The organism is Bradyrhizobium genosp. SA-3 (genome assembly GCF_004212635.1).
In the GTDB taxonomy this organism is placed as follows: Bacteria; Pseudomonadota; Alphaproteobacteria; order Rhizobiales; family Xanthobacteraceae; genus Bradyrhizobium.
Window position 1 is genome coordinate 28,692 of sequence record NZ_PSRT01000028.1, and the last position, 14,679, is coordinate 43,370.

General features: G+C 65.1%; 14 protein-coding genes. 7 read left to right on the top strand and 7 right to left on the bottom strand.

Annotation, left to right across the window (positions count from 1 at the left end; translation table 11 throughout):
- Positions 1-6: 6 nt before the first annotated feature.
- Positions 7-1,014 carry a 2-dehydropantoate 2-reductase gene (locus CWO91_RS12105; RefSeq protein ID WP_130213653.1) on the bottom strand — a complete coding sequence of 336 codons (1,008 nt, stop codon included), beginning with the start codon at positions 1,012-1,014 and terminating at the stop codon, positions 7-9.
- 164 nt (positions 1,015-1,178) lie between these two features.
- Here CWO91_RS12105 and CWO91_RS12110 point away from each other — a divergent pair, with 164 nt between their 5' ends.
- The gene (locus CWO91_RS12110; protein WP_130213654.1) at positions 1,179-1,745 is read left to right on the top strand and encodes a YidB family protein; all 567 of its coding nucleotides are present in this window, start codon (positions 1,179-1,181) and stop codon (positions 1,743-1,745) included.
- Between the two features lie 27 nt (positions 1,746-1,772).
- Positions 1,773-2,045 (top strand): GlsB/YeaQ/YmgE family stress response membrane protein, encoded by a 273-nt coding sequence (locus CWO91_RS12115; protein ID WP_206732771.1) that lies wholly within the window; start codon positions 1,773-1,775, stop codon positions 2,043-2,045.
- Between the two features lie 204 nt (positions 2,046-2,249).
- Here CWO91_RS12115 and CWO91_RS12120 read toward each other — a convergent pair whose 3' ends face one another.
- On the bottom strand, positions 2,250-3,035 hold the full coding sequence (locus CWO91_RS12120) for an SDR family NAD(P)-dependent oxidoreductase (protein WP_130213655.1): 786 nt from the start codon (positions 3,033-3,035) through the stop codon (positions 2,250-2,252).
- Between the two features lie 248 nt (positions 3,036-3,283).
- On the opposite strand from CWO91_RS12120, the gene CWO91_RS12125 reads away from it, so the two are divergent.
- The 3 genes from CWO91_RS12125 (at position 3,284) to CWO91_RS12135 (ending at position 6,534) form a co-directional block, all read left to right on the top strand.
- Positions 3,284-4,348 carry an acyl-CoA dehydrogenase family protein gene (locus CWO91_RS12125; RefSeq protein WP_130213656.1) on the top strand — a complete coding sequence of 355 codons (1,065 nt, stop codon included), beginning with the start codon at positions 3,284-3,286 and terminating at the stop codon, positions 4,346-4,348.
- A 16-nt stretch (positions 4,349-4,364) separates the two neighbouring features.
- Positions 4,365-5,525 carry an acyl-CoA dehydrogenase family protein gene (locus CWO91_RS12130; protein WP_128940312.1) on the top strand — a complete coding sequence of 387 codons (1,161 nt, stop codon included), beginning with the start codon at positions 4,365-4,367 and terminating at the stop codon, positions 5,523-5,525.
- A gap of 196 nt (positions 5,526-5,721) precedes the next feature.
- The gene (locus CWO91_RS12135; RefSeq protein WP_130213657.1) at positions 5,722-6,534 is read left to right on the top strand and encodes an enoyl-CoA hydratase/isomerase family protein; all 813 of its coding nucleotides are present in this window, start codon (positions 5,722-5,724) and stop codon (positions 6,532-6,534) included.
- Positions 6,535-6,721: 187 nt separating this feature from the next.
- Here CWO91_RS12135 and CWO91_RS44220 read toward each other — a convergent pair whose 3' ends face one another.
- The 5 genes from CWO91_RS44220 to CWO91_RS12155 form a co-directional block, all read right to left on the bottom strand.
- Positions 6,722-7,411: an acetate--CoA ligase family protein gene (locus tag CWO91_RS44220; protein WP_245471223.1), complete on the bottom strand. Its 690-nt coding sequence runs from the start codon at positions 7,409-7,411 to the stop codon at positions 6,722-6,724.
- Between the two features lie 13 nt (positions 7,412-7,424).
- Positions 7,425-8,837, bottom strand: a complete 1,413-nt coding sequence (locus tag CWO91_RS12140) for an acetate--CoA ligase family protein (RefSeq protein WP_245471224.1) — start codon at positions 8,835-8,837, stop codon at positions 7,425-7,427.
- A 149-nt stretch (positions 8,838-8,986) separates the two neighbouring features.
- Entirely contained in the window at positions 8,987-9,739 is a 753-nt protein-coding gene (locus tag CWO91_RS12145; RefSeq protein ID WP_165405381.1) for a hypothetical protein, read from the bottom strand.
- Between the two features lie 2 nt (positions 9,740-9,741).
- Complete coding sequence (locus tag CWO91_RS12150; RefSeq protein ID WP_130213659.1) at positions 9,742-10,533, bottom strand: enoyl-CoA hydratase; 792 nt, start codon at positions 10,531-10,533, stop codon at positions 9,742-9,744.
- Positions 10,534-10,670: 137 nt separating this feature from the next.
- Complete coding sequence (locus CWO91_RS12155) at positions 10,671-11,876, bottom strand: ABC transporter substrate-binding protein (protein WP_130213660.1); 1,206 nt, start codon at positions 11,874-11,876, stop codon at positions 10,671-10,673.
- A 402-nt stretch (positions 11,877-12,278) separates the two neighbouring features.
- On the opposite strand from CWO91_RS12155, the gene CWO91_RS12160 reads away from it, so the two are divergent.
- Entirely contained in the window at positions 12,279-13,100 is an 822-nt protein-coding gene (locus CWO91_RS12160) for a thermonuclease family protein (protein ID WP_130213661.1), read from the top strand.
- A 133-nt stretch (positions 13,101-13,233) separates the two neighbouring features.
- Positions 13,234-14,625 carry a M48 family metalloprotease gene (locus CWO91_RS12165; protein WP_245471225.1) on the top strand — a complete coding sequence of 464 codons (1,392 nt, stop codon included), beginning with the start codon at positions 13,234-13,236 and terminating at the stop codon, positions 14,623-14,625.
- Positions 14,626-14,679 lie beyond the last annotated feature (54 nt).

The window sequence follows — 14,679 nt, forward strand, 5'->3', positions numbered from 1 at the left end:
CTTCACTCACGCTAACCTGCGAATCTGCTGCGGCGTCAGCCGAGGCGGGCCATTGCCGGCAACTTCGGCTTCCTTGATCAGCGCAACAATGCGGCGCATCAGCGGCACATCCACATTGTTTTGCTCGGCCAGCGCGATGACCGCACCCTGGAGATAGTCGATCTCGGTCTTGCGCCCGTGCTTCAGGTCCTGCCACATCGAGGAGCGCGCTTCGGGATCGATCTTCATCGTGCGTCCCAGGATTGCGTTGAAGATCACGTCGGGCAGCCGCAGCAAGGCCGGCGTCCATCCCATTGGGATCGGTGTTGCCGAGACCGGCGCGATGCCGGCGGCCTTCAGCGCGGCCAGGCCCTCCGCCATCTGGTCCGCGAACAGCCTTCGCCAGTCGCGGTTCGCCAGTTGCGCGGCGAGCGGCATGTCGGACAGCGCGCTGAGCGCATTGTTCAGATTGATGATCAGCTTGCCCCATTGCACGCCGGTGATGTCGCGGCTCGCGCGTACCGTGAGGCCGGCCACCGACAGCGCGAGAGCTGTGTTCGCATCGTCCTCACCAACATGAATGTCGCCGGAGGTCGAGCGGTGGAAACGGCCCTCACCCATCGCGATCACGTTGAACGGCACCATGCCAGCGAGCACGCGCCGATCGCCGAGATGCTCGCGCAGCACTGTTACATTGCCAATGCCGTTCTGAAGCGAGACGATAACGGCGTCTTGCGGCGCATGCTGCGCGATCTGCTCCGCGACATCGGCGGTGTCGGCGCTCTTCACCGTCACCAGCACGATGCCGGCGCTGTGGAAGATCGAAGGATCCTCCGACAACGCGAGCTGGCCAGCACCGAGCTTGTTCTCGGAGCCGTCGAAATCGGTCAGCCGCAGGCCGAACCGCTCGATCTCGGTCTTCACCCGCGGCCGCACCAGCAGCGCGACGCGGCGGCCCGCGGCCGCCAGCATGCCGCCGACGAAACAGCCGATGGCGCCTGCGCCGGCCACCACGATCGGTCGATCCGTAACCACTGATCTCGCTCCCTGAATGACCGGCCTTCGATAGCAGAGGCGAGACCGGCTGCCCATCGCGTCGCAGCCGCCTTGTAACCGTCATGACCGCCCCATATGTTTTCGCCCCGGGGGAGCCTGTCAGCGGCGAGCGCTCGCCGAACGAGACGCCAAAGGAGAGCACCATGGGTCTACTCGACGTCCTCAACGGCATGCAGAACGGCCCGCGCGGCCCCAGCGCGCCCAGCTCAGAGAAATCCTCCGGCGGAATGTCGCCGATGACCATGGCGCTGCTCGGCCTGCTCGCCTGGAAGGCGTTCAAGCACATCACCGCAAACCAATCCGGCACGGCGCCGCAACCGTCGCCGACGCCTGCACCGCCGCCGGTCAACGCCGGCGCGGGCGGTGGCCTCAGCGATTTGCTCAAGGGCGGGCTCGGCGGCCTACTCGCGGGCGGCGCGGCCGGTACCGTGCTCAGCGGCGGGCTCGGCGATCTCCTCAACCAGCTCCAGCAGAGCGGACACGGCGACACCGCAAATTCCTGGGTCGGCAAGGGCCAGAACAAGCCGATCGCGCCGGGCGATCTCGCCAGCGCGCTCGGCGCCGACCAGATCGACAGCCTGTCCGCCCAAAGCGGCCTGTCACGCGAGGAGCTGCTGTCCGGGCTTAGCCAGTATCTGCCGCAGGTGATCGACCATTTGACGCCAGACGGGAGGCTGCCGACCGAGAACGAGCTCTCGGGTCGCATCTGATATCGTCAAAGGGAGGGGAGCACTGTCATGAGCATGGGCGGCCTGTTGTGGATCATCCTCGTCGGCTTCGTCGCCGGCCTCATCGCGCGCTGGCTCGCGCCGGGGCCGAACAATCCGAGCGGCTTCATCCTCACCACCATTCTCGGCATCGCCGGCGCGTTTCTGGCGACCTTCGTCGGCCAGGCCATCGGCCATTACAGCCCCGACCAGGGCGCCGGCTTCATCATGGCCACGGTCGGCGCAGTGGTGGTGCTGTTCATCTGGCACCGCCTGGTCGCGAGCGGCGTGATCAAGGGGTGAGATTTCACCCCGTCGTCGTCCCGGACAAGCGCGCCTCAAGCGCGCGCCGATCCGGGACCCATAACCACAGGGAGTGGTTTGGCTAAGATTGACAACTCCGAGTCTCCGCCAAACTCCTCTCGGTGGTTATGGGTCCCGGCCCCCGTGCGCAATTGCGCACTAGGCCGGGACGACAGCGGTGTTTGCCGCGCTCGACGAACGCAATCACGTAATCAAATGCATCCCCGCATCCATGCGCACGACCTCGCCGGTCATGTTGCTGGAGGCCGGCATCGCCAGGAAACAGACGAGCTGCGCGATGTCTTCCGCGCTCGAGGCGACCTTGAGCGGCACCTTCGCGACCACGCTGTCGCGCACCTGCTTAGCCCCGGCCTCGCCGCGGCCCTTGGTGAACCAGGGCGTGTCGATATAGCCGGGGCACACCGTGTTGACGCGGATCAGCGGCGCCAGTGCACGCGACAGCGACAGCGTCATGGTGTTGAGCGCGCCCTTGCTGGCGGCATAGGCGATTGACGAGCCGACGCCGCTGATGCCGGCGACCGATGACACGTTGACCACAGCCGACGGCCGGCCCGAGGCCTTCGCGCCAGCCTCGAGCAGGCTGCGTGCCGCGCGCACCATCTGGAATGGGCCGATGGTGTTGACGCCGTAGAGGCGCTGGAAATCTTCCGCCGATAAGCCGTCGAGATCGGCATGGGCGACGTGCTTGGTGGTGCCGGCATTGTTGACGAGCACGTCGAGCCGGCCCCACCCGGCCGCCGCCGCGACGATCTTGCGGCAATCGCCATCCTTCGAGACGTCGCCCTGCGCGACCAGGACTTCCGCGGCGCCGGCCTTGCGGCAGAGCTCAGCCGTGGCCTCGGCTTCCTTCTGGCTCGAGGAATAGTTGATGACGAGCCGGGCCCCGTTCCGCGCGAGAATTTCCGCGGTTGCGGCACCAAGGCCGGATGCCGACCCCGTCACGATTGCGCACAAACTGTCCTTGGCCATCCTGGTTTCCTTCCCCTGTCTCTGACGTCGGCGCCTTGTTTAGCGAGTTTGCCGCGCCCTGCAAATCGAGCAAACTCCGCTAAGCGGAATTAGCCTCCTATTGGTCCTTGCGCCCATGCCCACGCCGCAGGTTGACCTGCGATCAACGCTTGTCAGGGCCATGGCTTTTTCCGATCATCGGGCGCAAGAAGAACCCGCGCGCCGGCCCACCTGGGCGGACGCGCCAATGGCAAAACACGGGGAACGCTGTGGCGGAGAGTGACAACATCGTCGTCGAGACCGCGGAAAAAATCTTCGCCGATCTCGCCGATCCGCAAACCATCAACAACGACAAGAAGAATTCTTGGCAAGCGCCGCTGTGGCAGGCGCTGAGCGAGGCCGGCCTGCCGCTATCGTGGGTGCCTGACGACCTCGGCGGCTCCGGCGCCAGCCTTGCCGACGGTTTTGCGCTTCTGAACGCTGCGGGCCGCTTTGCGGTCGCCGTCCCCCTGGCCGAGACCATGCTAGCCGGCTGGCTGCTGGCGCAGGCCAAGATCGCATCGCCCGAGGGCGAGATGACGGTGCTGCCGGCCTCGCCAAGGGATCGCATCACGCTCGGTGCCGACGGCGCGCTCTCCGGCCGCGCGCGCGGGGTGCCCTTTGCCAAAGCGGCGAAGCATTTTGCGGTGCTGGCGCATGGCAAGGACGGCGTCTCGATCGCGCTGGTCGATGCCGGCAAGGGCCGGATCGAGTCCGGCCTCAACGTCGGCTACGACCACAGCGACACCGTGACGCTCGACAAGGTTCAGCCCGTCACCCTCAAACCCGCGCCGAAAGGTTTTGATCAGACCATTCTGATGCTGATGGGCGGCGTCGCGCGCAGCCTCCAGATCGCCGGCGCGCTGGAATCGATGCTCGATATCTCCGTCCGCTATTCCAACGAGCGCGTCGCCTTCGAGAAAAAGATCTCGAAATTCCAGGCGGTGCAGCACAATCTCGCACGCCTCGCCGGTGAATCCGCCGCAGCGCTTGCGGCCGCGACCTCGGCAGCCGATGCCATCGCGAGCGCAAAATCGTTCGACGACGAGGTCTATCTCGAAGCCGCCTCCGCAAAGATCCGTTGCGCGGAAGCTGCGGAGAAAGGCGGCGGCATCGCCCACCAGGTTCACGGCGCAATCGGCTTCACCATGGAGCACATCCTGCACCGCTATTCGCTGCGGGCGCTGGCCTGGCGCGACGATTTCGGTTCGGAAAGCCACTGGGCCGTCGAGCTCGGCAAGCTCGTGGCAAACCGCGGCGCCGATGAATTGTGGCCGCTCGTGGCTTCGCGCTGATCAGGGAACGACCACAATGACCGCTGCCCTCCGTTTCGATCCGATCCGCCTGCCCGAAAAATGCGAGCAATTGCGCAAGGAAGTGCGCGCTTTCCTCGCCGAGGAAATTGCCGCCGGCACTTTCGATCCGCACAAGCCCAACCGCGAAGACACCGACGCGCCGGAATTCTCCCGCCGGGTCGGCGCCAAGGGCTGGCTCGGCATGACCTGGCCCAAAAAATACGGCGGCCAGGAGCGCTCTTTCCTCGAACGTTACGTGGTGACCGAGGAGATGCGCGTCGCCAATGCGCCGACGCGGCGCTTCTTCGTCGCCGACCGCCAGAGCGGGCCGGTGCTGCTGAAATACGCGCCCGAGCACATCAAGATGGAGATCCTGCCGCGCATCTGCCGCGGCGAGATCTGTTTCGCCATCGGCATGAGCGAGCCGAACTCGGGCTCCGACCTGTTCGCGGCGAAAACGCGCGCGACCAAGACCGACGGCGGCTATCTCATCAACGGCACCAAGATCTGGACCTCGTCGGCGCATATCGCCGACTACATGATCGCAATCTTCCGGACCTCGCCGCCGACCAAGGAAAACCGCCGCCACGGCCTGACCCAGTTCCTGGTCAAGATGAAGCAGCCCGGCATCCAGGTGAACCCGATCGGGCAGATCACCGGCCAGTACGAGTTCAACGAGGTCGTCTTCACCGATCACTTCATTCCCGACGATCATGTGCTCGGCGAGGTCGATGGCGCCTGGAAGCAGGCGACATCAGAGCTTGCCTATGAGCGTTCGGGCCCCGAACGCTTCCTCGAAACCTATTACGTGCTGACCGAGCTGGTGCGCGCGATCGGTCCCAACCCGGACACGCGCAGTGCCGAGGGCATCGGGCGCCTCGTCGCGCAGCTCCACACCATGCGGCGCATGTCGGTCTCGGTCGCCGGCATGCTGCAGGCCGGCAAGGAGCCGGTGGTGGAAGCGTCGATCGTCAAGGACATCGGCACGGTCTGGGAGCAGCAGCTGCCGCACCGGGTGCGCGATCTCGCCGCCTTCGTCGAGGAGACCGCGACCAACCGCGAGACGCTGGAGCGGCAGCTCGACTTCGCCATCAAGACCGCACCCAAACTCACCATCCAGGGCGGCACCACCGAGGTGCTGCGCGGCATCATCGCCCGCGGGCTTGGTTTGCGCTGATTCTGATGAGAACGAACTTCCGGCCACACGCTCCGTCCACCTCTCCCATAGGGAGAGGTCGATTTGCGCCAGCAAATCGGGTGAGGGGTTACGCCCTCACTAGGGACCGCAGCTCCTCACCCGGCGCTACGCGCCGACCTCTCCCTCTGGGCGAGGTGATTCTTCGCTACTGACAGATCGAGATACAGGAGGCCATATGACCACCTATAAAGATATCGGCGTCGAGAAGGTCGGCCACGTCGGCACCATCGAGATCCGCAGGCCGCCGCTCAACTTCTTCGATATTTCGCTGATCAATCAGATCGCAGATGCGCTCGACGAGTTCGATCGCGACATCGAGATCCGCGCCTCCGTTCTCTCGGCACAGGGCAAGGCGTTCTGCGCCGGCGCCAATTTCCAGGATCCGGCGCGGCAGGCGCAGGAGGCGCGCGAGGCCGAGAAGAAGGGCGATCCGGCCGACAGTCTCGGGCCGATCAACTATCTCTACATTCAGGCCGTGCGCATCTTCCGCGCCAAGAAGCCGATCGTCGCCGCCGTGCAGGGCGCCGCCATCGGCGGCGGCCTCGGTCTTGCGGTATCGGCCGACTTCCGCGTCACCTGCCCCGAAGCCCGCTTCTCCGCGAACTTCACAAAGCTCGGCTTCCATCCCGGCTTCGGCCTGACCGTGACGCTGCCCGAGCTGATCGGCAAGAACAACGCCGAGCTGATGTTCTATACCAGCCGCCGCGTCACCGGCGAAGAAGCGGTGAAGTGGGGCCTCGCCAACGAGCTGGTGCCGCAGGACCAGGTGAAATCAGCCGCGATGAAGCTCGCCGGCGAGATCGCCGAATGCTCCCCGCTCGGCCTGCTCTCCACCCGCGCCACGATGCGCGCCGGCCTCGCCGACCGCGTCATGGCCGCGACCAATCACGAGCTCGCCGAGCAGACGCGGCTCCGCGCGACGGAAGACTTCAAGGAGGGCGTGAAGGCGACGGAGGAGCGGCGCGTGGCGAATTTTAAAGGAAGGTGATTGCTGCAACGTTTCGCCGTATCGGTCTGACGTCGCCATAACCTCCCATGTCGTCCCGGCGAAGGCCGGGACCCATAACCCCAGGGAGAAGTGTGGCACGACGCTGGTAACCACGAGTCTTCGCCAAACCCGATCCTGTGGTTATGGGTCCCGGCCTTCGCCGGGACGACAGCTGTGCATTGGGCGGCTATATCCTTCTCACCACCAGCGCGTCGACGATCGTCACGCCCTGCCCCTCCGGGTGCACCAGCACCGGGTTGAGCTCGATCTCCGCGATCTCCTGTGCATGCCGTGCGGCGAGCACTGAGACATCTGCGATCAATTGCGCCAGCGCTGTGACATCCGCTTTCGCCGCCCCACGAAATCCGTTCAGCAGCGGCGCCGCCTTCAATCCCGCCAGCATCGCGCCCGCCTCCTCCGCACCGACAGGCGCCGGGCGATAGATGACGTCGCGGAACAGTTCAGTGGTGACGCCGCCGAGCCCGACCATCACCATCGGCCCAAACGTCTGGTCCGTCATCGTTCCCACGATGATCTCGACGCCGCGCTTCGCCATCGGGCCAACCAGCACACCCTGGATCGCCGCGTCCGGCCGCTGCGTGCGCGCATTGTCCAGCAGCGCTTCGAACGCCAGGAAGACTTCGCCCTTGGTGGTGATGTTGACGCGCACGCCGCCGACCTCGCTCTTGTGCGCGATGTCGGGCGACTGGATCTTCATCACCAGCGGAAAGCCCACGCGGGCGACCGCTTCATCCAGCCCGGCCTTGTCCGTCACCAGCACTTCGTTCGGCAGCGCGATGCCGGCGGTGCGGAGCAATGCCTTGCTGTCGGCCTCGGACAATGCTTGCGACTTCAAATGCGCAGAGAGATCGCGCACCGGCAACCGCGTCTCATCCGCGGGGTTTCGGCAGCTTGAATTTCGCGTAGTCGACGAGCCGCCGCATCGCGACGCCGACATGAGTCAAACCCGAGAGGACCACGACAGCGGATTGCGCGAGCTCCCGCCGCGCGAACTCGGAGGGGACCGTGTAGGAGTAGAACGCGACCGGCTTCTTCTGCGCCGCCAGCGCCGGCGTCAGCTCGGCCTCGTCGAACGGCTTGCGCACCTCGCTCGACAGTGACAGCACCACCAGCACCGCATCGACCTCGTCGGAGGCGGTGAGCAGATCGATGCTCTTTTGCAATCCGCCGGAGGTCACGCCTTGCGCGGTGACGTCGATCGGGTTGCGCGCGGTGCCGTAGGACGGCATCAGCGTTCGGATCCCCGCCTGGATCGTTTCGGAGAGCTCCGGCACCTGCAAGCCTTGCAGTGCCACGGCATCAGCACCCCAGATGCCGGCGCCGCCGGAGACGGTGACGACGGCGACGCGATCGCCCTTCGGCAGCGGATTGCTGGCGAGCAGCGCCGCGATCGTCAACGCCTCGTCGAGATCGTTGGAGACGATGAAGCCGTATTTCGCGAACACCGCGTCATAGGCCGTCGACCAGCCGGCCATGCTCGCCGTGTGCGAGGTCGCCGCGCGCTGGCCTGCGCCGGAGCGGCCGACTTTTGTCACGATGATGGGCTTCCTCGTCTCGGCGGCGCGCCGCGCGGCGGTCAGAAACTTGTCGACGTCGCGGATGCCTTCGATGAACAGCAGTATCACGTCGGTCGAGGTGTCCTGCACCAGATAGTCCAGGAACTCGCCGGCACCGAGATCGGATTCGTTGCCGGCGCTGACGACGTAGCTCACGGCGATGCCGATCGCCCGCGCGCGATGGTAATAGGCAAAGCCGATGCCGCCGCTTTGCGCGACGATGCCGATCCGCTTTTGCGTCGCGACCAGCGGCACCACACCCGGCTTGACGTCCACCGCGGGACTGAAGGTGGCCGCCACGCGCTGCACCTGGCTGAAGAAGCCCTCGGCGTTGGGGCCGGAGATCCGCATGCTGGTGCGCCTCGCCAGCGCCGAGATCGCCTCCTGCATCGCGGCGCTGTCGCCGCCCTCCTCGGCAAAGCCGGAAGAGATGATCACGGCGTTCTTGACGCCGGCGACGGCGCATTGCTCGAGCGCAGGCAGCACCGCGCGCGCCGGAATGACGATGACGGCGAGATCGATCGGCGCGCCGATCTCGGCGATCGATGTGTAGCAGGCGAGCCCGTCGATATCGGCATAGTTCGGGTTCACCGGATAGATCTTGCCGGGATAATCGTTCTTGCGCAGCATCGACAGCAACCGCCCCGGAATCTTCTCGTGATCGCGCGAGGCCCCGATCAGCGCGATGCTGGCGGGCGCGAAGAAGCTGTCGAGCGGATGCGGCATGTGCAGATTCCAGTTGTTGATCTGGTGCTATCCCCGTCATGGCCGGGCTTGTCCCGGCTATCCACGTCTTGCTTCTCAACGATCGTCAAGAACGTGGATGCCCGGGACAAGCCCGGGCATGACGACACAACGAGAAATGTCGCAAGTGGTCAAGCAACGAGCCGGAACGTTACCCCACCTAACAAGAACTCGCTGCCGGCAACCGCATGCCCCTTCTCTCGCGCGGCATGCAGCACACGTGCCGCATCCGTCACCCGAAACTCCAGCGCGCTCATGATCTCGCTGGCGCCCCTCACGAAGCGGAAGGTTGCGTTGGGCAGCTTCAGTTCGGCATCGGCGCTTGGCGCAACACCGATGATTCTGCCCCAGTGCTCCGCCAGCCCGACCGGATCCGGGCTCTGCATCTCCACGGCCCTCAGTGCCTGCGTCACATCCTTGCGGATGAATTTTTGCCAATCGGGTCCCGCCGGCGGATAGGCGCCCAGAATGTCGTCGCTGCCGTCGGTGTGGTTGAACTCGATGAAGGCGGCGCGGCAGTCGCGGGGGTGGAGCTGCACACCGTGATACGGTGCATGGTCGATGACGTTGGCCGTGCGCACGCCAAGCGCGTTGGCGTTGCGGCCGCGCTCGTCCGGATCGTCGCAGCAGAAGATCGCCATGTAGCCGCCGCGACCGCCGGTCTTCTCGATGAAGCGGCCGGCCGTGGTGCCGTCCTTGAAGGGCGCCACGACCTCCAGCAGGATCGTGTCGACCGGGAGCAGCGCGTTCTCCAGACCGTATTTCGCGACATTGCCGTCGCGATAGCACACGGTGAGCCCCATGATCCTGGCGATATCCGTGATGACAGGCTCAAGCTGCGGCGCAACCAGGCAGATCTGACGCAGCCGGATATAGGGCGCCATCGTCATGCACCCTTGAAGGTCGGCTTGCGCTTCTCGACAAAGGCCTTGGCGGCCTCCTTGTGGTCCTCGGTGTCGCCGCAACGGGTGTGATGGATCGCCTCGCCGTCGAAGCAATCCTCCAGCGCCAAATGCTCGGCATTGTTGATGTTGCGCTTGATGAAGCCGAGCGCGATCGATGGCCCCTGCGCCAGCGACAGCGCGAGCTCGTGGGCGGCGGCGTCGATCTCGGCGTCGGGCACGACCTTGGTCACCATGCCGATCGCATGCGCCTCCTTCGCGGTGAGGACCGGCGACATCAGATAGAGCTCGCGCGCCCGCGCGCTGCCGAGCAGCTGCGTCAGGAAATAGGTCCCGCCGTAGTCGCCTGAGAAGCCGACCTTGGCGAAGGCCGTCGTGATCTTGCAGGACTCGCTGGCGATGCGCAGGTCGCAGGACAACGCCATCGACAGACCGGCGCCGGCCGCCGCACCGTCGAGCTGCGCCACGACGGGCTTTGGCATCTGGTGCAGGATGCGCGAGACCTCCATGCCGCGGCGCAGGTTTGCGAGTTTCTGCTCGAAAGGCAGCGGCGTCCGACCCTCCGCCATCGACTTGACGTCGCCGCCGACACAGAAGCTGCCGCCCGCGCCCTTGAACAGCACAGCGCGCACCTCCGGATCGTCAGCCGCGCGCCGCGCTGCCTCGACCAGCCCGCGCACCATGTCGGGGTTGAGCGCATTCTTGCGCTCGGGCCGGTTCATGGTGATGGTGAGCAGCCCGCCTTCGAGCTTCTGCAGGACCATGTCGTTGCTCATGGGGTGTCTCCCTTGTTGTTGTTTTGCTCGGTCTATCGTCACTCTTGTCATTGCGAGGAGCTCTTGCGAAGAAGCAATTCAGACTGACTCTGCGGAAACATCTCTGGATTGCTTCGCTTCGCTCGCAATGACGATCTTTATTTCTTCACCAGCGCGCAGCGCGACTGCTCGAGCGACTGGAACGCCTCATTGCCGGGCACGGTGGCGAGCAGCTTGTAATCGTCCCAGCGGCCCTTGGACTCCGACGGCTTCTTCACCTCGAACAGGTACATGTCGTGGATCATGCGGCCGTCCTCGCGGATCTTGCCGTTATGAGCGAAGAAGTCGTTGATCGGCGTCTCCTTCATCACCTTCATCACCGGAGCAGTGTCGGTCGTGCCGGCCGCCTTCACCGCCTTCAGATAATGCGTCACGGAGGAATAGACCCCGGCCTGTGCCGAGGTCGGCGGTCGCTTCACGCGCTCCTGGAAGCGCTTGGAGAAGGCGCGCGTCTCGTCGTTCATGTCCCAGTAGAACGCTTCGGCCAGCAACAGGCCCTGCGCGGTCTCGAGACCGATCGAGTCGATATCGGTGACGAAGGCGAGCAGCGGCGAGACCTTCTGGCCGCCCTTCATGATGCCGAACTCCGCCGACTGCTTGATGGCGTTGACGGTGTCGCCGCCGGCATTGGCAAGACCAATCACCTTGGCCTTCGAGGCCTGCGCCTGGAGCAGGAACGACGAGAAATCCGAGGTGTTGAGCGGATGACGCACGTTGCCGAGCACCTTGCCACCGGTCTTGGTGACGACGTTGCTGGTGTCCTTCTCTAGGTCCTGGCCGAAGGCATAATCGGCGGTGAGGAAGAACCAGGTGTCGAGGCCCGACTTCACGGCGGCAAGGCCGGTCACGTTGGCCTGGGCGAACGTGTCGAACACGTAGTGCACGGTATAGGGCCCGCAGGCTTCGTTGCTGAGGCGGATCGAGCCGGGGCCGTTGAAGATGATGATCTTGTTGCGCGCCTTCGCAATCTCGCCGGCAGCGAGCGCGGTCGCGGACGCCGCGACGTCGTAGATCATCTCGACGCCCTGGTTGTCGAGCATGTCGCGGGCGATGTTGGCGGAGAGATCGGCCTTGTTGAGATGGTCGGCCGCCAGCACCTGGATCTTGCGGCCCAGCACCTCGCCGCCAAAGTCCTCGACAGCCATCTTGGCCGCGGTCTCGCTGCCGGGGCCGGTGATGTCGGCATAGAGGCTCGACATATCGAGGATGCCGCCGATCTTGAGCGGCGGCTTGTCCTCCGCCTGCACGACGCTCGCGCTGAGAGCAAACGCGGCAGCAAAAATGCCCGCCAGAATATGCTTCATCGGAAAAGACCTCCCTTATCGCGCCGTGCTCTGATGGCGGCTTGGTTATCGTTGTTGCCGCGATCATGCCGCATGCGCGAGAGGGCAGCAAGCGCGAGGCGCGACGAGGCCGCAGGTTCGGCGCCAGATTTCCGCAAAGCGGAATAGTGAGAGGCGGACAAATGCTTCCACGTCATTGCGAGCGCAGCGAAGCAATCCAGAGTCTTTCCGCGGAGATAGTCTGGATTGCTTCGTCGCTCCGCTCCTCGCAATGACGGCGTGTGAGGCAATGGCGAAGCATCACATGATCTGCCGTAGGGTGGGCAAAGGCGCACTCTTCGCGCCGTGCCCACCAGCCCGGAGCGACGGACCAAAGAGGTGGGCACGCTTCGCTTTGCCCACCCTACGAGTGCCCCTTCGTCGTTGGCACCGTTTGGGTTAAGATCGAAGTACAACACAACCTCTCCGGGTCACGTGACGCAACGGCTTCATCTCATCGTCGCATGTCTTCTCGTCGCAAGTCGCGCTGCGTTTGCCGCGCCATGCCAATTCGAGTCCCAAGGCGACGGCCGTGTCGCCGCGGTCGTCGATGCGCGCAGCATCCGCCTCGACGACGGCCGCGAGATCCGCCTCACCGGCATCGAGCCGACGGCGACGACGAAGCAGGCACTGACCGCGCTGCTCGCCGGCCGCGACGTGACACTGCGGAGCCCTGACGACACGCCCGATCGTTACGGCCGCCAGAACGCGCTGGTCTTCGTCGGCGAAAGCGATACCTCCGTGCAGGCGACGCTGCTCGCCCAGGGCGATGCCATCGTCTCCGCCGAGATCGCGGACAGGGACTGCGCGGCCGCTCTGATGGCGTCGGAGGCCGAGGCGCGGCGCCAAAAAAAGGGCAACTGGGCTGACCTGTCGGCCATAAAAAACGCGGAAAGTCCGGACGATATTTTGGCGGGGATCGGGCGCTTTATGGTGGTCGAGGGCAAAGTCCTGTCGGTCCGGCAAGCTGGGGCAATGACCTACCTCAACTTCGGACGGAACTGGACACGCGGCTTTGCGGCGACTATCTCAAAGCGCACGCTACCGGCGTTCGAAAGCGCCGGAATTACCCTTAAGTCCCTGGAGAATAGACGTATTCGAGTTCGGGGCTGGGTCGAGGGAAACACGGGACCGCGTATCGATATACGCCTCGTGGGACAGGTCGAGTTGCTAGGCGCAAACGAGCCGACAGGGGTAAGGCCCTAAAAGGGCCGGGCACGGGTTAAGCGACGTGAATGGGGTGCTAGAACGGCACGAACGAGGTGATGGCCGCCGCCTGCGGGCTGCGCCGGTCGCGCTATGCCTTGTCCTGGGCACGGCGTTGGCGGGTTGCGGCGACATGGGCCGGTTCCAAACCGCTGCGACCCCGCCGGTTGTGGCGATGCCCAAGCCGAAGCCTGCTGTCGCGCAGACCCCCGCCACCGAGAAGGAGCATGAGCGCATCCTGGCGAGTTATGGCGGGAACTATGACGATCCCAAGCTCGAATCGCTTGTCAGCAAGACCGTCGACCGGCTGGTCGCAGCCTCCGACCGCCCCGATCAGGGCTACAAGGTCACCATCCTCAATTCCGGCGCGGTGAACGCATTCGCGCTGCCGAACGGCCAACTCTACGTCACGCGCGGCCTGCTCGCGCTCGCCAGCGACACCTCGGAATTGTCCTCCGTGCTCAGCCACGAGATGGCGCATGTGCTGTCCAAGCACGCCGCGATGCGCGAGGATCAGGCGCGCCAGGCCGCGATCGTCACCCGCGTCGTCACCGACATGAGCAACGATCCCGATCTCACCGCGCTGGCGCTCGCCAAGACCAAGCTCACCATGGCGAGCTTCTCGCGCAAGCAGGAGATCGAGGCCGACGGCATCGGCGTCGGCATTTCCGCCCGCGCACATTTCGACCCCTATGGTGCGGCCCGCTTCCTTTCAGCGATGGAGCGCAATGCCGAGCTGAAGGCCGGCAAGAGCTCGCTCGATCCGCGCGCGCAGGATTTCACCTCGTCGCATCCGGCAACCCCGGAGCGCGTGCAGAATGCGCAGACCATCGCGCGGCAATATGCTGCGCCCGAGGGCGCCGAACGCGACCGCGAAACCTATCTCGCCGCGATCGACAACCTCGTTTATGGCGAAGACCCCAGCGAAGGTTTTGTCCGCGGCCGCAGGTTCCTGCATCCGAAGCTCGGCTTCACCTTCCAGGCGCCGGACAATTTCACGCTCGACAACACCGCGCAGGCCGTGATCGGCGTGCGCGACGGCGGCTCGCAGGCGATGCGCTTCGACGTGGTGCGGGTGCCGGCCGAGCAGTCGCTCGGCGATTACCTGAACTCCGGCTGGATGGAGGGCGTCGAGAAGGCCTCGACCGAAGACCTCACCATCAACGGTTTTCCGGCGGCGTCCGCCACCGCCAAGGGCGATCAGTGGCAGTTCAAGGTCTATGCACTGCGCTTCGGCAGCGACGTCTACCGCTTTATCTTCGCGACACGGCAGAAGTCGACCGAGAGCGACCGCAACGCGCGCGAGACCGTCAACTCATTCCGCCGCCTGACGCTCGACGAGATCCAGGCCGCGCGCCCGCTACGGATCAAGGTCATCACCGTGCAGCCCGGCGACACCGTGGAATCGCTGTCCCACCGCATGGCCGGCGTCGATCACCCCGCCGAACGTTTCCGCGTGCTCAACGGCCTCGATCGCAACGCCCAGGTGAAGGTGCGCGACCGCGTGAAGATCGTGGCGGATTGACATACTCGCGCTACAATCTCTGCCGTCGTCCCGGCGAAGGCCGGGACCCATAAC